The organism is Cupriavidus sp. PET2-C1, from assembly GCF_054515855.1.
Map to the genome: position 1 here is coordinate 1965809 of NZ_CM137259.1, position 18892 is coordinate 1984700.

Annotated in this window: 13 protein-coding genes; 7 read left to right on the top strand and 6 right to left on the bottom strand. The window is 65.0% G+C overall.

Annotated elements, in window-relative coordinates; genetic code table 11:
- Both cydB and ACX12D_RS08940 read left to right on the top strand, forming a co-directional pair.
- Positions 1–1008 carry a cytochrome d ubiquinol oxidase subunit II gene (gene cydB / locus ACX12D_RS08935; RefSeq protein ID WP_459373979.1) on the top strand — a complete coding sequence of 336 codons (1008 nt, stop codon included), beginning with the start codon at positions 1–3 and terminating at the stop codon, positions 1006–1008.
- A 136-nt stretch (positions 1009–1144) separates the two neighbouring features.
- Positions 1145–2065, top strand: coding sequence for a bestrophin family protein (locus ACX12D_RS08940; RefSeq protein ID WP_459373722.1), 921 nt, complete (start codon positions 1145–1147; stop codon positions 2063–2065).
- A gap of 69 nt (positions 2066–2134) precedes the next feature.
- Here the strand turns inward: ACX12D_RS08940 and ACX12D_RS08945 are convergent, their stop codons facing one another.
- The gene (locus ACX12D_RS08945) at positions 2135–3193 is read right to left on the bottom strand and encodes a Dyp-type peroxidase (protein ID WP_459373723.1); all 1059 of its coding nucleotides are present in this window, start codon (positions 3191–3193) and stop codon (positions 2135–2137) included.
- 208 nt (positions 3194–3401) lie between these two features.
- Between ACX12D_RS08945 and ACX12D_RS08950 the strand changes: the two genes are divergently transcribed.
- Positions 3402–3581, top strand: coding sequence for a DUF2474 domain-containing protein (locus ACX12D_RS08950; protein WP_459373725.1), 180 nt, complete (start codon positions 3402–3404; stop codon positions 3579–3581).
- Between the two features lie 72 nt (positions 3582–3653).
- Positions 3654–3851: a hypothetical protein gene (locus tag ACX12D_RS08955; protein ID WP_459373726.1), complete on the top strand. Its 198-nt coding sequence runs from the start codon at positions 3654–3656 to the stop codon at positions 3849–3851.
- A gap of 54 nt (positions 3852–3905) precedes the next feature.
- Here the strand turns inward: ACX12D_RS08955 and ACX12D_RS08960 are convergent, their stop codons facing one another.
- Positions 3906–4712 (bottom strand): family 1 encapsulin nanocompartment shell protein, encoded by an 807-nt coding sequence (locus ACX12D_RS08960; RefSeq protein WP_459373727.1) that lies wholly within the window; start codon positions 4710–4712, stop codon positions 3906–3908.
- Between the two features lie 493 nt (positions 4713–5205).
- Between ACX12D_RS08960 and ACX12D_RS08965 the strand changes: the two genes are divergently transcribed.
- Both ACX12D_RS08965 and ACX12D_RS08970 read left to right on the top strand, forming a co-directional pair.
- Entirely contained in the window at positions 5206–7947 is a 2742-nt protein-coding gene (locus ACX12D_RS08965) for an ATP-dependent Clp protease ATP-binding subunit (protein ID WP_459373728.1), read from the top strand.
- A gap of 75 nt (positions 7948–8022) precedes the next feature.
- Positions 8023–10299 (top strand): FdhF/YdeP family oxidoreductase, encoded by a 2277-nt coding sequence (locus ACX12D_RS08970; RefSeq protein WP_459373729.1) that lies wholly within the window; start codon positions 8023–8025, stop codon positions 10297–10299.
- Positions 10300–10356: 57 nt separating this feature from the next.
- Here ACX12D_RS08970 and ACX12D_RS08975 read toward each other — a convergent pair whose 3' ends face one another.
- A complete protein-coding gene (locus ACX12D_RS08975) occupies positions 10357–11244 on the bottom strand; it encodes an isocitrate lyase/PEP mutase family protein (protein ID WP_459373730.1) in 888 nt (295 codons plus the stop codon).
- A gap of 216 nt (positions 11245–11460) precedes the next feature.
- Between ACX12D_RS08975 and prpR the strand changes: the two genes are divergently transcribed.
- Complete coding sequence (gene prpR, locus ACX12D_RS08980) at positions 11461–13407, top strand: propionate catabolism operon regulatory protein PrpR (RefSeq protein ID WP_459373731.1); 1947 nt, start codon at positions 11461–11463, stop codon at positions 13405–13407.
- Positions 13408–13420: 13 nt separating this feature from the next.
- Here prpR and ACX12D_RS08985 read toward each other — a convergent pair whose 3' ends face one another.
- From ACX12D_RS08985 to rbbA, 3 genes are read right to left on the bottom strand one after another with little or no spacing between them, the layout of a single operon-like run.
- On the bottom strand, positions 13421–14953 hold the full coding sequence (locus ACX12D_RS08985; RefSeq protein WP_459373732.1) for an efflux transporter outer membrane subunit: 1533 nt from the start codon (positions 14951–14953) through the stop codon (positions 13421–13423).
- Positions 14954–14959: 6 nt separating this feature from the next.
- Positions 14960–16087: an ABC transporter permease gene (locus ACX12D_RS08990; protein ID WP_459373733.1), complete on the bottom strand. Its 1128-nt coding sequence runs from the start codon at positions 16085–16087 to the stop codon at positions 14960–14962.
- 15 nt (positions 16088–16102) lie between these two features.
- On the bottom strand, positions 16103–18889 hold the full coding sequence (gene rbbA / locus ACX12D_RS08995) for a ribosome-associated ATPase/putative transporter RbbA (protein WP_459373734.1): 2787 nt from the start codon (positions 18887–18889) through the stop codon (positions 16103–16105).
- Between the last annotated feature and the right edge of the window lie 3 nt (positions 18890–18892).

Genomic DNA, 18892 nt, shown 5'->3' on the forward strand with positions numbered 1-18892 from the left:
ATGTCAATCGATCTGCCCGTGATATGGGCCGCCATCATCGGCCTCGGCGTTTTCATCTATGTGATGCTGGATGGATTTGATCTTGGCATCGGCCTCCTGTTTCCATTCTTCGAAGCCAAAGGCGACCGGCAAGTGATGCTCAATACCGTCGCGCCGGTCTGGGATGGGAACGAGACCTTCCTGGTGCTCGGGGGGGCGGGGCTGTACGGCGCCTTCCCGGTCGTCTACGCTACGCTGCTGCCGGCAAACTATCTGCCGCTGATCCTGATGGTCGTCGGCCTGATCTTCCGAGGCGCGGCATTTGAGCTGCGGGCGAAGGCAAACCGGACGCAGCATCTGTGGGATCTCGCCTTTATTGGCGGCTCCGCGCTGGCGTCCTTCTGCCAGGGCATCGTGCTGGGTTCGCTCCTGCAGGGGATCCGGATCGTCGATGGCCGCTTTGCCGGAGGACCGTTCGACTGGCTCTCGCCATTCAGCGTGTTCTGCGGCATCGGCGTTCTCCTTACCTACGCCGCGCTGGGCTGCGGATGGCTGATCCTGAAGACGGACGGTGAACTGCAGCGCAAGATGCGCTTGCTGATGCGGCCTCTGGTGTGCGTGCTGCTGGGTGCCATCGCGATCGTCAGCCTCTGGACGGTGCTGGGATTGCCCGCGGTTGCCCGTCGCTGGTTCGGCAGCGGCAACCTTGGCTGGTTCCTGCCGGTGCCTGTCCTGGTGCTGGCCTGTGTCTGGGGCATCTTTCGCGCAGTCCGGCTGCGGCACGAAGCGACTCCCTTTCTCCTGACGCTTGCGCTGTGCTTTCTCGGCTATAGCGGCTTGATCATCAGCATCTGGCCGAACATTCTTCCGCCGTCGCTGACGATCTGGGAAGCTTCTTCCAGCCCGTCCAGCCAGCGCTTCGCGCTGGTTGGCACCGTCATTGTGCTACCGGTCATCCTGATCTACAACGCGCTGCAATACCGGGTATTCCGGGGCAAGGTGCGCGAGGGCGACGCCGGCTATCACTGACACATGCCAGATACCGGCCGCACCGGCGTTCCGGTCCTTTGCCGGACGGCATGGCCGCACCGCAGTTTGCTCCAGCCAGCCCTGGATAGCCCTGGAGCATTCCCCCATCCGCACCAATGCCGGAGAGTAAGCCGCCATGATTGTGAGGCCGAGACAAAACTGGTTCCTGATGCTGTTCGTCTGGAACGGTTCGGTATTGCAAACCATCATTCCCCAGCTTGTTTTCATGGGAGCTGTCAGCAGCCTGGCCGTGTTTACCCATGGGAAGGTGTTTGGCGAAAAGATCCCGCTCAATACGGCGCCATTCACGCTGTTTGGCCTGGCGTTGGCCATCTTTCTCGCGTTCCGGAACAACGCGAGCTACGACCGTTTCAACGAGGCTCGCCACCTGTGGGGCAACCTGCTGATTGCATCGCGCTCGCTCACTTCGCAGATGCTTTGCTACCTGCCGGAACACCTGGCGGCGGCGGATCGCACCCGGCTCGCCAATACGCTGATCGCGTTCATCTATGCGCTTAAGCATCGGTTGCGCACGACCGATCCGACAGAGGACTTGCGCCGCTTCCTCGGCCCTGAGCAAATGGCGGCATTGCATGGGAAATCCTACACGCCGACGGCCTTGCTGAATGAGCTTCGCCGCAGCCTCGCCCGCTACCAGGGACAAGCCGCCGCAGCCGACACCACGCGCTGGATACTCGACACCCAGATCAACGAGTTGGGCAAGGCGCTTGGGGGATGCGAGCGGCTCGTCTCCACGCCAATTCCATTTGCCTATAACGTGCTGCTGCACCGCACGGTCTACGCTTATTGCGTACTGCTTCCGTTTGGCCTGGTCGACTCGACGGAGTTCTTCACGCCATTGCTATGCGTCTTCATCTCCTACACGCTGATCGCACTGGAGGCGATCGCAAGTGAAGTCGCCGAGCCCTTCGGGCTGGCACCGAACGCGCTGGCGCTCGATGCCATGACGCGCAATATCGAGCGGTCGATTCTCGAGCTTTGCGATCGCGAGATACCGGCGGAAACGGTGGCAGTCCGGCCTTATCAATTCACGTAGCCGATCTTCCTGATCGGCGGGAGTCAGCAGGTGCCGAGCATGCCGACCAGGTCAACGAGGTCAACGAGGTCAATCGGCTTCCGACGCCGCTTTGAGCGAACCAATCTTCAGGGAACCGTCCTGGCGTTGTTCCTCGGACGGCGAAGGGGAGCCTTGCCCCCCACTATCCGCTTGAATGGCGTTTGGGTGACGCTCGGCAAGGGCTTCCAGCAGCGTGGCCGATGGAATGAAGAACAGGCCTCCGGTGACTGCCCTGCTGAAGTCAAGCAGCCTGTCATAGTTTCCAGGCGGCCGCCCGACGAACATGTTCTCAAGCATCTGCTCCAGCGGCTTGGGCGAGCGGGCGTACCCGATGAAGAACGTGCCAAACTCGCCTTTGCCCGGCTGTCCAAAAGGCATGTTGTCGCGCAGGATCTTCACCTCCTCTCCGTCTTCCTCGAGGGTGGTGAGCGAACTATGCGACGACGACGGCTTGACCGCTGCATCGAGCTCGATGTCCGACAGTTTCGTGCGGCCGATGATTCGCTCTTGCGTCTCGACGGAGAGATTATTCCAGCCAGCCATGTCATGCAGATACTTCTGCACCATCACGTAGCTGCCCCCGGCGAACGAGGCGTCCTCATCACCAATGATCGTGAAGCGGACGGATTCGGCTCCCGTCGGATTCTCGGTGCCATCGACAAAGCCGACCATGCTGCGCATGTCGAAGTAGCGAAAGCCATGTACTTCGTCAACCACCGACACGGCCGCGCCAAGCCGGCTCATCAACTGTGTTGCGAGTTCGAAGCACAGATCCATCTGGTCGGCGCGAATGTGCAGGAGCAGGTCGCCCGGCGTCGCCATGGCGCGGCGATCGCCGTCACCAAATTCGCGAAAGGCGTGCAAGCTGGCCGGACGGGGGTCCGCGAACAGTCTGTCCCAGGCATCCGAACCAAATCCGCAGACGCACGAGAGGTTGCCGCCGGGGACTCGCTTGCCCACGGCACGAACGAGGGCGCCGATATCCGCGCACAACGCGCGCACCGTATCTGCGCTGTTCTCGCCCGGGGACACGACCGCGACGATGAAGATCGCGCTACGGGTGATCGGACTACTTACGGCTTGCTGCTCGGGGACGATGTTTGCCATGTTGACGAGTGTCTTCCAGGACGAGTTTCAAGAATGGTGGAATGATCAATGACTGTTCGCGATAACCTCGAAATAACCTCGCGATAGCTGGACCGCTGTCTATCCTATCATTCAAAGGTGCCTATGCCCGGTGGATGGCCGACTTGTTTCACGGAAAGCTAGGTTCGCCGAACGCAAGCGTCGCCAATCACTCGTGAGGATCAAAGAGATGAACAACAAGATGAACAGCAAGATGAACAACATGCTCGATCGGGCTTCAAGCCGGCGCAGCCGCTGGCCACAATTATTTTGGCTAATCGGGCTCTGGGCCGCCGGCGTGCTTTCAGTTGCTTTGGTCGCGGCGCTCATCCGGCTTGCGATGGAGGCAATTGGATTCAAGTCTCATTGAAGACAAGGATGGACCCTGTGTTCATCGATCGGCGGTGTCTATTGACGAGTGCGTTTAGTGGGGAGCGCGAACATGCAGGAATTTGACTTTTACATCCATCTCAAGAAGCCGACGCTGGGGCTCTACGTGCTGAAGGGGGCAGGCCTGCCCGACCTCCAGGATGCGAGTAAGTGGCAGTTCGAGGGGCATGTCTGGCAGAGCGATCTGCCGCCCGGGCTCCTGAAGGAACTGCAAGCCAATGGCCACGCGTTTCAGGAGCTGGGCGGGTGAGTGTGGTCCCGGTTCCGGGTGGTCGACAGGCATACGCGCCGCCCGGCGGATTATCTACCGCTCCGAACGTCCAAGTACGACGGCTGCCTCGGCGGTCAGCATGAGAAAGGTGAACGTTTCCTGAAAATACAATCGAACGGTGGCGTCGGTATGGTCAAGGTAGCCGATGGATACGTCCTGACCGATGTGCAGTTCGAAATCGCCGCCCCGCTCGGTGAGCACCACGCCGCCATCCATCGCCGGCGCCCAGATGATATCGCCGTCCACAAGCTGGCGAATGTCGCGTAGAACAGGATAGCCGTTGTCAGTGGCCCCGCTCACGGCAGTGAATGGCTTGTCGCCCAGAAGTAGCCTGTAGGGCCCATCGACGCCGGCACGGCGCAACTGGTCTACCGCTTGCGCCACCGCGGCTGGATATCCGGCGATATCGGGTGGAAGATCCAGCGCGACATTGCTGGCACCCTGAGAGATTCCCTGAATCCCGGCCGCCGCATAGCCCTCGAAGACAATGCGATCTTCGGCCTGTGCGAGCTTGCGCGCCGCATCTTTCAGTGGCTGCAGGTCGGGATTGTTTGACCCACGTTCGACGCCATCCATCTCCAGGCGCGACAGCGCAAACGGGACCCGTAGTTCCACCAGCGCCCGCACATCCCGTTGGACCGCTTCGATGCCTTCGCCCGGCGGCGCGATTTCCCGCAGTTGGCCAGTGCCGACCGCGGAGAGTGCGAGACCCTTCGGTCCAATCACATCGACAACGCGCCGAGCCGCGAAGTAGCGTTTGAGGGTGCGGGATGCTTCCTGCTCAATCTGCTCCCAAGCAACGTCGGAGATTGGCGCCAACTGCCGATGGAGATTGTTCATTTGGAGGCTTCCTTTGACTGGCCGCTATGCGTCGGTGCTCGAGCATTCTCGACGAACGTCACGGGCCGGGCAAGAGCACAGCAAGGCTTCTGCCGCATCGCATCGTGCAAGCCGATCCCACTGTGCTCTAAACGGTCTCTCTGCCATGCCCGGCGATCAGGAGCCGTGCCGCCGCACCAATCGCATGCCATCCAATTTTCCTTCACCGAACGGACGGAAAAAAGGGAGAGCACAGTCGACGCGCACCGATCGCTATCAACTGTATCTTTGCGGCGGCCTGGCGATCAGCTATGTTAGCCACAGGCTGATCTTACTGCGACGAAGTCGGAAACTCACCAAGACAGGGGCGGAAAAATCAGTCAACAGCTGGATGATTCCAGTGGCTTGGCTTGGCTTGGCTTGGCTTGGCCTCGCAACGCCAGCACAGCCCGGCTGCCATGCCGCATCCGATTCGAACAGTCTCTACGCTTCGACCAACAGGGATCCTCACGCCATGCCAGACCTCTGCGATATCTGTAATGCACGCCCCGCGGTTGCCCGTGTCACCGTGATGGAGAACGGCGAGCGCAGGACGCTCTCAATCTGCGACTATCACTACCGGCAGATGTTGCGGCACCAGAACATGCTGAATCCGTTCGATTCCCTGCTGAGCGGGGGAGGCGGATTGTCCCATCTGTTTGGGGGCATGGGTGGCGAGGCCGACGATGCGAGCGCGTTCTCCGCCGAGGTGCCGCGCGAATCGGTCGATGCCACTGACGCCTTCAGCGAGCAGACGCTAGAGCTGTTGCAGCGCGCGGCAGAAAAGGCGCATGAGTTGCGCCGCACCGAGCTCGACACGGAACATCTTCTGTACGTGCTTGCCGACAATGACATTGCCGGCGCGCTGCTTAAGGAACTCAAGATCTCGTCGCAGGACATCAAGGCCTATATCGATGAGCACGCGCGCACGGGGGAGGCGGCCCCCGACGCGCCGCTCGACCGGATGACGATATCGCCGCGTTTGAAGAAGGCCTTTCAGTTTGCCTTCCAGGCGTCGCACGAGCTGGGCCACTCGTACGTCGGGCCCGAGCATCTGCTGATCGGCCTTGCCGCGGTTCCCGAGAGCATCGCGGGAGCCCTGCTCAAGAAATATGGCGTGACACCGGAAGGCTTGCGCCAGAAGGTCGTCAAGGTGGTGGGCAAGGGCGCGGAGGATGGCCGCATCGAAGGCGGAACAGGCACGCCCAACCTGGACAAGTTTGGCCGCGATCTCACCGCGATGGCGCGCCAGGGCAAGCTCGATCCGGTGCTGGGCCGCGCGCAGGAGATCGAGAGCACGATCGAGGTGCTCGCCCGGCGCAAGAAGAACAATCCCGTGCTGATCGGCGAGCCGGGTGTCGGCAAGACGGCCATCGTGGAAGGACTCGCGCAGCGGATCGTCAACGGCGACGTGCCGGAAGTCCTGCGCGACAAGCGGCTCGTCGAGGTGAACATCAACGCGATGGTTGCGGGAGCGAAGTACCGCGGCGAATTCGAGGAGCGCGCGCAGAAGCTGATCGAGGAGGTCACCGCGAAGCAGGACGCGCTGATCCTGTTCGTGGACGAGTTGCACACGATCGTCGGGGCCGGGCAGGGCGGGGGCGAGGGCGGTCTCGACATCGCCAATGTGCTCAAGCCTGCGCTGGCGCGCGGCGAGCTCAGCCTGATCGGTGCAACGACACTGAACGAATACCAGAAGTACATCGAAAAGGATGCGGCGCTTGAGCGGCGCTTTCAGCCGGTCCTCGTGCCGGAGCCGAGCGTCGAGCAGACCATCGTGATCCTGCGCGGCTTGCGTGACAAGCTGGAGGCACATCACCAGGTGACCTTCTCCGACGATGCCTTTGTCGCGGCGGCCGAATTCGCGGATCGCTACATCACGTCGCGTTTCCTGCCCGACAAGGCGATCGACCTGATCGACCAGGCTGCGGCACGGGTGCGGATTGGCGCGACATCTCGTCCGGCGGCGATCCAGGAACTGGAAGCGGAAGCCGCGCAGCTCAAGCGCGAGCAGGACTATGCGTCGTCGCGCAAGCGCTTCGACGAGGCGAAGCGCTTCGAGGAGCGCATCGGCGAGAAGCAGAAGCAGCTCGACGAGGCGATGGAGGCGTGGCAGCGAAAGACAGGCTCGGAGACGCTCGAGGTGACGGTGGCGACGGTGGCTGAGGTCGTGTCTCGTCTCACCGGCATTCCGGTCGCGGAGCTCACGCAGGCGGAGCGGCAGAAACTCCTTGCCATGGAGGCGAAGCTGCGTGAGCGGGTGGTTGGCCAGGAGGATGCGGTGGTCGCGGTGAGCGACGCGGTACGTCTCTCGCGCGCGGGCCTCGGCCAGACGCACAGGCCGATCGCGACCCTGCTGTTCCTGGGACCCACCGGCGTGGGCAAGACGGAGCTCGCGAAGGCCTTGGCCGAAACCGTGTTTGGCGACGAGCAGGCGATCATCCGCATCGACATGTCCGAGTACATGGAGCGCCACGCGGTGGCGCGGCTGATCGGCGCGCCGCCGGGCTACGTGGGCTACGAAGAAGGCGGCCAGCTGACCGAACGTGTGCGGCGGCGCCCGTACAGCGTGATCCTGCTTGACGAGATCGAGAAGGCGCATCCCGACGTCTACAACGTGCTGCTGCAGGTGTTCGACGACGGCAGGCTCACCGACGGCAAAGGCCGCGTGGTCGACTTCAGCAACACGATCCTGATCGCCACCAGCAACCTTGGGGCCTCCATCATCATGGAGAACCTGGCGCGGCCCGAGGCCGCGCGCAAACCTGACAAGGCAGTCCGCGAGGCGCTGATGGACGTGCTGAAGGGGCACTTCCGTCCAGAGTTCCTGAACCGGATCGACGAGATCATCGTGTTCAACGCACTCGCCAAGGAGAATATCCGCGCGATCGTGCACATCCAACTCGATCGCATCGTGCGTACCGCGGCGGCACAAGACATCACGCTCAGTTTTGGCGAGGCGCTCGTCGACCATTTGGTCGACGTCGGCTACCAGCCCGAGTTCGGCGCACGCGAACTGAAGCGCCAGATTCGCCAGATTATCGAAACGCGTCTGGCGAAGGAGATTCTCGGCGACGCGCTGAAGTCGGGCGACAGCGCCACGATCGACTACGACAAGGACAGCGGTGACGTACGGTTCGACAAGCTCCAGGCCGAGCCCAGGGCAAAGGACACCCCGCTTTCCGCCGGATCAAAGCCGAAGAAGCCGGCCGCATAGTAGATAGAGATAGCGAGGCGCGTCAAATCGGCTCGATCGCATAGCGCCACAGTTTTCATCCATGGAGTTCATCAAATGACCAATCGACGCGAAGTGCCCGGCATCAGGGAATACGACGGCCCTGCTGGCGGCTGGGGAGCGCTGCGAGCGACGGCCCAGGCCATCCGGCTGCAGATGGAAACCATCAAGGCCCCGATCACGCTGCTTCGGACCAATCAGCCGGACGGCTTCGATTGCCCGGGTTGCGCCTGGCCCGACAAGGAGCACCGCTCCAACTTCCAGTTCTGCGAGAACGGAGCGAAGGCCGTCACGTGGGAGGCGACGACCAAGCGCGTGCGCCCCGAGTTCTTCGCGAACAACACCGTGTCGTCGCTGCTGCAGCGCTCGGATTTCGAGCTGGAGGACTTGGGCCGGCTGACGCATCCGCTCGCGTACGACCGCGCCACGGATACGTTCCGCGCCGTTGAGTGGGAGGAGGCATTCGGCCGGATCGGGCAGATCCTGCGCGGCTTGCCGCCGGACCAGGTGGAGTTCTATACGTCCGGCAGGGCGTCAAACGAGGCCGCCTACCTGTACCAGCTCTTTGTGCGGGAGTACGGCACGAACAATTTCCCTGACTGTTCGAACATGTGTCACGAGCCGACCAGTGTCGGGCTGCCGCAATCGATCGGCATCGGCAAAGGCACGGTATCGCTTGACGACTTCGACAAGTGCGATCTCATCATCGCGATCGGCCACAACCCGGGCACGAATCATCCGCGGATGATGGGCACGCTGCACGAGGCATCACGGCGCAACGTGCCCATCATCGTATTCAATCCGCTGCGCGAACGTGCCCTGGAGCGCTTCGCCGATCCGCAGAACTGGCTTGAGATGGCCACCTACGGCTCGACCCGGATTGCCTCGACCTATTTCCAGGTCAACGCCGGCGGCGACGCGGCAGCACTCAAGGGCATCATGAAGTCGCTGATGGCGATGGAGGCGGAGCAGGGCAACGTGCTTGACCGCGAATTCATCGCCACGCACACGGCCGGCTTCGACGCCTTCGCTGCGGATCTTGAGGCCACGACATGGGAGGACATCGAAAAGGCGAGCGGACTATTGCAAGCCGATCTCGAACAGGTGGCTATCGCCTATGCGAAGTCGAACGCCGTGATTGTCACCTACGGCATGGGCGTCACTCAGCACAACAAGGGCACGGCCAATGTCCGCCTGATCGCCGACCTGCTGCTGTTGCGCGGTAATTTCGGCAAGCCAGGCGCTGGCATCTGTCCGCTGCGCGGGCACTCCAACGTCCAGGGAAACCGCACGGTCGGCATCACGGAGAAGCCGTCGGAGGACTTCCTCGGGCGGCTCGAGGGCGTCTTCGGCTTCCAGCTTCCCCGTGAACACGGGCACGACGCCGTCAACGCCATGGAGGCGATGATCAACGGTTCCTCGAAGGCCCTGATCTGCCTGGGCGGGAACTTCGCCGTGGCGCTTCCGGATCCCGAGCAATCCTTTCCGGCGATGGCAAAGCTCGACCTGAGCGTGCACGTCGGCACCAAGCTCAATCGCACGCATCTGCTGGTGGCGAAGGAAACCTACATCTTCCCGTGCCTTGGCCGTACCGAGCTCGATGTGCAGCGCAGCGGGCCTCAATCGATCACGGTGGAAGACTCGATGTCCATGGTCCACGCATCGGCCGGCAAGCTTGCTCCCGCTTCCGAGCAGTTGCGCTCGGAGCCGGCCATCGTTGCCGGCATCGCGCACGCAACCTTGCCGGACAGCAAGGTGCCATGGCTGGAGCTGATTGCCGACTACGACAAGATCCGTGACCTGATCGACAGGACCATCCCGGGGTTCGAAGCCTTCAACGAACGCATCCGGACGCCGGGCGGATTCCGCCTTCCATTGCCGCCGACCGAGCGCAAGTGGTTGACGCCCTCGGGAAAGGCCGAGTTCTCCGTGTATGGCGGCGTGCACGAGGATGCCGAGGTTCTCGGGGGGGAGAACGTGCTGCGCCTGATCACGATCCGCAGCCATGACCAGTACAACACCACGATCTACGCCCTGGATGATCGCTATCGTGGTGTGTTCGGGCGCCGCGATGTGCTGTTCATGAACGAGGCCGACCTGACGTCGCATGGACTGGAACACGGAGACCTGGTCGACATCGAGACGATCGTCTCGGACCGGCCGCTGCGGCTCAAGAACATCACGGCGATCGCCTACAGCATCGCGCGGGGATCGGTGGCCGCCTATTATCCGGAGGCGAACGTCCTGGTACCGCTTGACTACATCGACAAGGAAAGCGGCACGCCGTCATACAAATCCATTCCCGTTCGCGTGACACGCGCGGCTGGCAATTGAGCATGGATGCGCCGGGCATAGCCTGGCGCATCACGTTGCCACGCCCTGGCACCGATGCTATTCCTCGCCCGCCTTGTATTCCTGCTCGAGGTGATCGAATAGCGCCTTGTTCACCAGTCGCTGGCGTTCGTTGAACGATGCGACCAGCGACGGATCCTCGTCCAGCCGCCCGCTGTCGCGCAGCACGGCCAGCGCCTGCTGCATGCCGTGGACCGCGCCTTGCAGCGCCGCGTTCGCGTATAGCACGATGCCGTAGCCCAGTTTGCCGAGTTCGTCGCGTGGCAGGGTCGGCGTTTTGCCGCCGATCACGACATTGATCAGTTGGGGCGTGTCGAACAGCGCGGGCAGGCGCTGGATATCGGCGAGCGACTCGGTCGCCTCGATAAAGAGAACATCCGCGCCGGCCTCGACGAAACGATGGCCGCGCTCGATCGCCGCTTCGATGCCGTGCCCGGCGCAGGCGTCGGTGCGGCCCACGATCAGCAGGTTGCTGTCTTCCCGCGCATCGACGGCCGCGTGAAGCTTGCCGATCATCTCGCTGGTCGAAATCACCGCCTTTCCGGCAAAGTGGCCACATTTCTTTGGCAGCACCTGATCCTCGATCTGGATCGCGTCGGCACCTGCGCGCTCGAGCGTGCGCACCGCATGGCGCACGTTCAGCGCATTGCCGAAGCCCGTGTCCGCGTCCACGATCAGCGGCAGGTCAACGGCATCGCGCACGCGGGCCGTATGCTCGGCAATATCCTGCAGCCCGATAAAGGCCAGATCGGGCAGGCCGAACGACATATTGGTCACGCCCGCACCCGTCAGGTAGAGCGCCTCGAAGCCGGCGTCCTCGATGATGCGGGCGCTTAGCGCGTTGAATGCGCCGGGCACCAGCAGGCCCCTGCGCTCGTCGACCTTGCGGCGGAATGCCGCGCGGCGGATGGCTGAATGAGATGACATGGCACTTACCTCTGGAATCGGAATGAAGGAGACACCTTTTCAGCACAATCCATGCCAATGGCCGGCATTTCCATATTTCACGATAAATCAATAACTTACGCGCGTTCTCCGGCGAATGATTCGTGCGAGAATGTTCCTCCATTTTTTTGAAACGTTTCGCGAGACGTGTCGTGAAACACTTGAAACACTTCACAGGCCAGCTGGAGGATCCCTTACGTGCCGACGCTCTCCCAATTCACTGCCGTTTCGCGGCATGACGCGCATCGGCCCGGCATTGCCCTGGTCAGCATCAGCCGCCTGCAAGCGTTGTGCGAAACCGTGGCGCCGCGCTACAGCGACCGGGCGAAGATACTTGCGGTACGAGAAGGGTACGGCGCCGCGGTCGCCGCGCTGCAGGCATACGTCGACGCGGGCACCGTGGATGTCGTGCTCGCGGCGGGCTCGAACGGCGCCTATCTGCGCGATCACCTGAGCGTGCCCGTGGTAATGGTCAAGGTGAACGGCTTTGACGTGCTCAGCGCGATCGCACAAGCCGCTTCGGCCAGGCCGGGAGAGCGGATCGGGCTGGTCCTGCATGAGACGGTTTCGCACGAGCTTGACGATCTGCGGGCCTGGTTGAAGGTGGATCTGCTCCAGCGCGCCTATCGCTCGATCGACGAGGTACGGACCGCGGTGGATTCGCTTGCCGCGCAGGGTTGCACGGTCATCATCGGACCCGGCATGGCGTGCGACTTCGCACAGCGGGCGGGCCTTGAAAGCGTGTTCCTGTACTCCCTTGGGGCGGTCGAGGAAGCCTTCGAGCGCTCTATCGAGCTGGCAAGGGTCAGCCGGCACAAGGAGTCGAAGCGCGTGCGCTTGAACACGATCGTGGCGCACCTGCGCGATGGCGTGGCCGCGTTCGACGACGCCGGGCAGCTCGAAGCCGTCAATCCCGCCATGGTCGGCCTGCTCGGACTGGCTGGCGACAAGGATATCCCGCGTCAGCTGACGGCTGCGGTGGGGCCCTTCCTGCGCGAATCCATCAGCACCGAAGGCCCGCTCGAAGAACGGATCGCGCGCATCGGCGGGCGGGCGCTGATCGTGACCTGCCTGCCCATTGTCGAGCATGGCCTGCGCACCGGCTCGGTGGTGACGATGCAGGACGCGCAGGCCGCGCAGCGGATCGACCGGTCATTGCGGACCACCCAGCGCCCGACGCAGCTGGTCGCACGGCACAGCCTGGATGACCTGACCGGCAGCTCCGCCGCGCTGGAGAGGGTGCGGCGCCTCGCGCGTGCCGGCGCGGTGCACGACGCCACCATACTGTTGACGGGCGAGAGCGGGACAGGCAAGGAGCTGGTCGCGCAGGGCATTCACAACGCGAGCGGGCGCCGCGGCAACCCCTTCGTCGCCTTCAATTGCGCAGCCTTGCCGGAAGGCCTGATCGAGAGTGAGCTGTTCGGGCATGAGGACGGCGCGTTCACGGGCGCGCGGCGCGGAGGCAGGCCTGGATTGTTCGAGACCGCCCACACCGGCACGATTTTCCTCGATGAAATCGGCGAGATGCCGGCCGCCCTGCAAAGCCGGCTATTGCGTGTACTGCAGGAACGCGAGGTCATGAAGCTAGGTTCGGGGCGCTCCACGCCGATCGACGTGCGCGTGATCGCGGCGACGCACCGGGACCTGCACGGCCTGGTGGCGAAGGGCCTGTTTCGCGCAGACCTCTACTTCCGGCTGAACCTGCTGCAGATCGAGCTTCCGGCGTTGCGCGACCGGCGCAGCGACATACCGGAACTGGCGCGCCGCCTGGTCAAGCGGAGCATCGCGCAATATGGCTTGCCGGACGAAGTCATGGCGCGTGCGCTGGAACTGCTGGCACCGCTGTTCCACGGCTATGCATGGCCGGGCAACGTGCGCGAACTGGAAAATCTGCTGACCCGCGCGGCGATCTACCTTGGCGATCCCCAGGCCGGATCCATGCAGGAGATTCGCGCGGTGTTTCCGGAATTCGAGCGAATGCGCCCAGAGCCGCCGGTGCTTGGCAACGAAGCGCAACGGTCCGCGCCGACCCGCGCCGACGTACTGCTTGCGCTTGAACAAGCCGGCGGCAACCGCGCCGAGGCCAGCAGGCAACTGGGGATCGGGCGCACCACGCTGTGGCGGATGCTGAAGACGGGAGGGTAGGCGGAATCTGCGCTCAATGCCGGCCTGACTCCGCGTCGCCCGGCCATTCTCCGCCGAGCGCCCGATATAGCTGCACGGCCGCCAGCGCCTGCGCCGTTTGCGTCTGGATCAGTTCGTCCTCCCGCTGCAGCGCGCCGACGCGCGCGTCCAGCACATCCTGCAGCGTGCGGCGGCCGCCTTCGTACAGGCGCGTGGCGTTCTGGCTGTTGCGCTGCGCGGTGGCGACCACGTCGGCCAGCCGGGCGCCGCGCTGGTCCAGGCTGCTGCGCTGGCTGTAGGCGTTATCCACTTCCTCCAGCGTGCGCAGCACCGCCTGGTTGTATTCCGCCTGCGCGGCCTGCAGGCGGGCGTCGCCGGCATCGATGCCGGCCTGGACGCGGCCCGCGGTGAAGATCGGCAACTGCACGCCGACGCCCACCAGCCCGCCGGTGCCGCTCAGCGCCGGCAGCCCGTCCACGTGCAGGCGCCCGTCCTGGCCGAGGAACGTCAGGTAAAACCGGGGGAACCGTTCCGCCTTGGCGCTGCCAAGCCGGGCAGCCTGCGCGTGGACCAGCGCGGCCATGGCGCGCACATCCGGGCGCCGCTCGATCACGTCGGACGGCAGCTGGCCGGCAGGCGGCGCCGGCACGAAGAGCGCGGGCGGCGGCGACAGCGCCGCCGCGGCCTGCGGCACCTGGCCGGCGAGCGCCGCAAGGCGGCGTTCCCGGATCGAGATCTGGCTGGTCAGCACCGGGCGCTGCGCCTGCAGCGCGCCAAGCTGTTCGCTCACGCGGTCGACATCGTAGGACAGCGCCTGTCCGGCCGCATAGCGCGCGCGGGTATAGCTCAGCAACTGACCGACGATTTCCGTGCTCCGGTCCAGCTGCTGCAGGCGGCGCTGCAGGCCGCGCGCCGCCAGGTAGTTCTCGGCCACGTCGGCGGCGATCACCAGGCGCGTGCCGCGCAGGCGCTCTTGCGCGCTGAGGGCAACGGCCGCCGCGGCTTGCGCGTCGCTGCGGCGGCCGCCGAAGACGTCGACCTCCCAGGCCACGGTCAGTCCGGCAAGATGTCCGTCCAGGCCGGGCGAGGTATCCGGCAGGCCCCTGGGGCTGCGCAAGTCGGCCACGCCGCGCGCCGCGCGGGCCTGCGCCGACAGCGTCGGGTAGAACGCCGATTCCGCAACCTGCCCGATCGCGCGTGCCTCGGCCACGCGCGCCTGGGCCACGCGCAGATCGAGATTGGCCGCCAGCGTCTCGGTCACGCGCTGCGTCAGTTCCGGGTCGTTCCAGTTCCGCCACCACTGCGCCAGGTCCTGCGCCGCAGCCGGCGCGCCCTCGGCGGGGGCTTCCCTGAACGCGGCCGGCGCCGCGATGCTGTCGGGCACGGTGACGTCGACCGTGGCGCAGCCGGCCAGGCCGGCGGCGGCGATGCTTGCGAAGCTAGTAATGAGGCCGGCGAGGATGCCGCGTCGTGGATAGGTACTCAAGGCGGGAATCCGTTGGGTGAGCGGGCTGGCGGAAAAGCGTGCGTGGTAAATGTGGCCAGTGTGGTCAGAGTAGTCAGGCATGGCGGTCTATCCTTGCTGCGCCAGCATGGAGCGGAACCGCGTGAGCGCCAGGGCCAGGAAGATCCCGCCTGCCGCTGTCACGCCGAGCAACTGCGGCCACACCACATCCACGCCCGCGCCGCGGAACAGGATGGCCTGCGTGAGCGTGACAAACTGGGTGGTCGGCAGGAACTGCACCGCGTGCTGCATGGCCTGCGGCATGCTCTGCACCGGCGTGGCGGCGCCGGACAGCAGGTAGGCAACGGCATAGGTCGGCACCGCCAGCAGGCCGAACTGCGGCATCGCCGGCGCGATGGTCGCCAGCCACATGCCCAGCGCCGTCACCGAGAACAGGTAGAGCGCGGTGCTCAGCGCAAAGAGCCCCATCGAACCGGTGAGCGGCACATCCAGCCACAGATGCACCACCAGCCACAGCGACAGCAGGGACGCCAGGAAGATCACCGCGCCATTGGCCAGGATCTTCGCCACCGCGATCTCGCTGGCGCGCACCGGCATCACCAGCAAGTGCTCGATGGTGCCGTGCTCGCGCTCGCGGATCACCGCTGCGCCTACCAGGATGATGGCCAGCACCGTGATATTCACCACGATCTGCATGGTCGACGTGAACCAGTGCGACTCCGTATTGGGATTGAACAGCACCGTGCTCTCCGCGCGCACGGGCAGCTGCGCCTCGATGCCCCGCGCGTGCAGGAATTCAAGTGCCTCCCGCGCGAAGATCTGCTGCAGGTAGCTGGCCCCGAGGCCCGCCTGGGTCATCGCGGTGGCATCGACCAGCACCTGCACCGCCGGCGTTCTTCCCGCCAGCACGTCGGCTTCGAAGCGCGGCGGGATCTCGATGGCGAAGATATAGCGTCCCCGGTCCATTTCCGCCTCGACGGCGCGCCGGTCCACATCCACCGGCGTCTTGAAATACGGCGGCCGGATCGCATCGCGCAGGCGGCGCGAGAGCTCGGAGTGGTCGGCATCCACAATGGCCACCGACGCGTTCGACACCTCGGCCTTGATGCCCTTGGCGACCGAATGCACGGCCAGCGTGAAGGCAAAGACGATCAGCGCCATCAGCGTCACATCGCTGAACAGGCTGCGCAGTTCCTTGCCGCACAGCCGGGCCACGTTCTTGCACCATTGGTTCATCGCGGCATCTCCTGGCTACGCTTCCTGCTTGCGCAGAAGCAGACGCGCGCCCGCCAGGTACAGCAGCGCGAAACCCAGCAAGGCCAGGTACATGGCGCCGAAGCTGCCCGCGCCAAGCCCCTTGGTAAAACTGCCAAGGCTGACCAGCTGGAACCACGACGACGGAAACCCCAGGCCGATCCAGTAGCTGCTGCCTGTCAGCGTCGACACCGGATACAGCAGGCCGGAGAAGTTGACCGACGGAATCAGGCACAGGATCGCGGTGCCGAAGATGGCCGCCACCTGCGAACGCACGAAGGTCGACATCAGCAGCCCGAGCGCGGTGGCCGCCAGCACGAACAGCGCGGCGCCGATCGACAAGGCGAGGAAGGAGCCCTTCAGCGGCACCTGCAGCAGCACGATGGCCAGCGCCACCAAGGTCAGGTAGCTGATCATCGCCAGCCCCACGTAGGGCAGCTGCTTGCCGATCAGGTACTCGCCCACGCTGGCCGGGGAGGCATAGAGGTTGGTGATCGACCCCATCTCTTTCTCGCGCACCACGCCTAGCGCGGTCAGCATGGTCGGGATCAGGATCAGTGCCAGCATGATGATGCCCGGCGTGATCGCGTAGATGCTGCGGAACTCCTGGTTGTAGATAAAGCGCGTCTCGATCGACACCGGCAGCGCTGCCTGGCGTGCCGGCTGCGCGCGCATCTGCGCATTGGCGTAGGCCAGCAGCACGCCGGTGACATAGGCGCGCGTGGTGGCGCCCGGGAACGGGCTGGACCCGTCGACGCGGAATGCGAGCTGCGGCTGGCGCCCGGCCAGCAGGTCGCGCTCGAAGCCGGGCGGCAGCTCGACGATCAGCATGGCGTCCGCGGCGCGCAGGCGCCGGTCGGCGTCCGCCTCGCGGTGCACGCTATCGGTCTGCACGAAGTAGCGCGAGCCGGAGAACTGTTCCACCAGCTCGCGGCTGGCACGGCTCTGGTCGCGGTCCAGCACGGCGAAGCGCACGTTCTCCACGTCGAAAGACACGCTCCACGCCGCGGCGCACAGCAGCACGATCGGGCCGAGGATGGCGAATGCCAGCCGGAGCCGGTCGCGCGCCAGCTCCATGGCCTCGCGCCTGGCGAACGCCCAGGTCCGCGCCAGCCGCGAGCCGCCGGCATGCGCGGCTGGCCTGCCGGCCGGCGCGGGGGACGGCGCGGGGGATGGGGCGGGCGGCGTGGGCGCTGCTTTCGCCGCAGCCGCAGCGGCGGCGCCAGCGCCGTTCTCCGGGGTCTCCGCCTGCTCCAGGTAGCTGACGAATGCATCCTCCAGCGTCCGCGCGCCGCAGCTTTCCCGCAGCGCGTCCGGGCTACCCACCGCCAGCACGCGGCCGCGGTGCATGAAGGAGATGCGGTCGCAGCGCGCCGCCTCGTTCATGAAGTGCGTGGAAACGAAGATCGTCACGCGCTGCTGGCGCGACAGCTGGACCAGATGGCGCCAGAACATGTCTCGCGCGCCGGGGTCCACGCCGGAGGTGGGCTCGTCGAGGATCAGCACTTCCGGATGGTGCAGGCAGGCCGCAGCCAACTGCAGGCGCTGGCGGATGCCAAGCGACAGGGCAGCGGGCCGCGCATCGGCATGCTGGTCCAGCTCGAAATCGAGCAGGGCCTGCCCGACCGCCTTCTGCGCGCGCTCGCCCTCCATCCGGTAGAGCCTGGCATGCAGGTCCAGGTTCTGCCGTACCGTCAGCTCCTCATACAGCGAGAATGCCTGCGACATATAGCCCACCCGCATGCGGGTACGCATATCGCCGGCGTCGATGGTCTGGCCGAGCAGGCGGGCGGTGCCGCTGGTGGCATCCAGCAGCCCGGTCAGCATCTTCATGGTGGTGGTCTTGCCGCAGCCATTGGAGCCGAGAAAGCCGAAGATCTCGCTGCGCTCGATGCGAAAGCTCACATTGTCCACCGCGGTAAAGGCACCGAAGCGCCGTGTCAGCCCCTCGGCCTCGATGGCGGGTTTGTCGCCATCCGGTGGGCGGGGCGGGATCACCAGCCCCGTGGCATCGCCGCGCCGGGCCGCCGGCAGCAGCGAAATATAGGCCTGCTCCAGGTCGCCGGTGCCCGCGCGCGCCAGCACATCGGCGGTACGGTCGCACACCAGCACCTTGCCCGCATCCATGGCCACCAGATGCTCGAAGCGCTGCGCCTCCTCGATATACGCGGTGGCGACGATCACCGTCATATTGCTGTGCTCGGCGCGCAGATCCTCCACCAGGGTCCAGAACTGGCGCCGCGACAGCGGGTCCACGCCCGTGGTGGGCTCGTCGAGAATCAGCAGGTCCGGGTTGTGGACCAGCGCGCAGCACAGGCCGAGCTTCTGCTTCATGCCGCCCGAGAGCTTGCCCGCCGGACGGTCGGGGAAGGGCGCCAGCCCGGTGGCGGCCAGCAGGCGCTCGATGCGCTGGCGCCGCTCGGGGCCGCCCAGGCCGAACAGCCGGGCAAAGAAGTCCACGTTCTCGTAGACCGACAGTGTCGGGTACAGGTTGCGTCCCAGCCCCTGCGGCATGAACGCCACGCGCGGCAACAGCGCCTCGCGCGCCTGCCGGTCGCGCAAGTCCGCGCCCAGCACGGCGGCATGGCCCTGCTGGATACGCTTGACGCCTGCAATCACGCCGAGCAGCGTCGATTTACCGACGCCATCGGGGCCGATCAGGCCGATGGTGGCATTGCCGGGCAGCGTGAGCGACACATTATCCAGCGCCACGCTGGTGCCGTAGCGGTGCGACAAGTCGTCGATCCGGATGGCCGTGGCACCGTTGGGGTGCGGGCTTGGCATGGC

Bases quoted from the DNA above. Each gene is read 5' to 3' on its own strand.
- cydB (WP_459373979.1), top strand. From the start codon at position 1: ATGTCAATCGATCTGCCCGTGATATGGGCCGCCATCATCGGCCTCGGC.
- ACX12D_RS08940 (WP_459373722.1), top strand. From the start codon at position 1,145: ATGATTGTGAGGCCGAGACAAAACTGGTTCCTGATGCTGTTCGTCTGG.
- ACX12D_RS08945 (WP_459373723.1), bottom strand. From the start codon at position 3,193: ATGGCAAACATCGTCCCCGAGCAGCAAGCCGTAAGTAGTCCGATCACC.
- ACX12D_RS08950 (WP_459373725.1), top strand. From the start codon at position 3,402: ATGAACAACAAGATGAACAGCAAGATGAACAACATGCTCGATCGGGCT.
- ACX12D_RS08955 (WP_459373726.1), top strand. From the start codon at position 3,654: ATGCAGGAATTTGACTTTTACATCCATCTCAAGAAGCCGACGCTGGGG.
- ACX12D_RS08960 (WP_459373727.1), bottom strand. From the start codon at position 4,712: ATGAACAATCTCCATCGGCAGTTGGCGCCAATCTCCGACGTTGCTTGG.
- ACX12D_RS08965 (WP_459373728.1), top strand. From the start codon at position 5,206: ATGCCAGACCTCTGCGATATCTGTAATGCACGCCCCGCGGTTGCCCGT.
- ACX12D_RS08970 (WP_459373729.1), top strand. From the start codon at position 8,023: ATGACCAATCGACGCGAAGTGCCCGGCATCAGGGAATACGACGGCCCT.
- ACX12D_RS08975 (WP_459373730.1), bottom strand. From the start codon at position 11,244: ATGTCATCTCATTCAGCCATCCGCCGCGCGGCATTCCGCCGCAAGGTC.
- ACX12D_RS08985 (WP_459373732.1), bottom strand. From the start codon at position 14,953: ATGCCTGACTACTCTGACCACACTGGCCACATTTACCACGCACGCTTT.
- ACX12D_RS08990 (WP_459373733.1), bottom strand. From the start codon at position 16,087: ATGAACCAATGGTGCAAGAACGTGGCCCGGCTGTGCGGCAAGGAACTG.
- rbbA (WP_459373734.1), bottom strand. From the start codon at position 18,889: ATGCCAAGCCCGCACCCCAACGGTGCCACGGCCATCCGGATCGACGAC.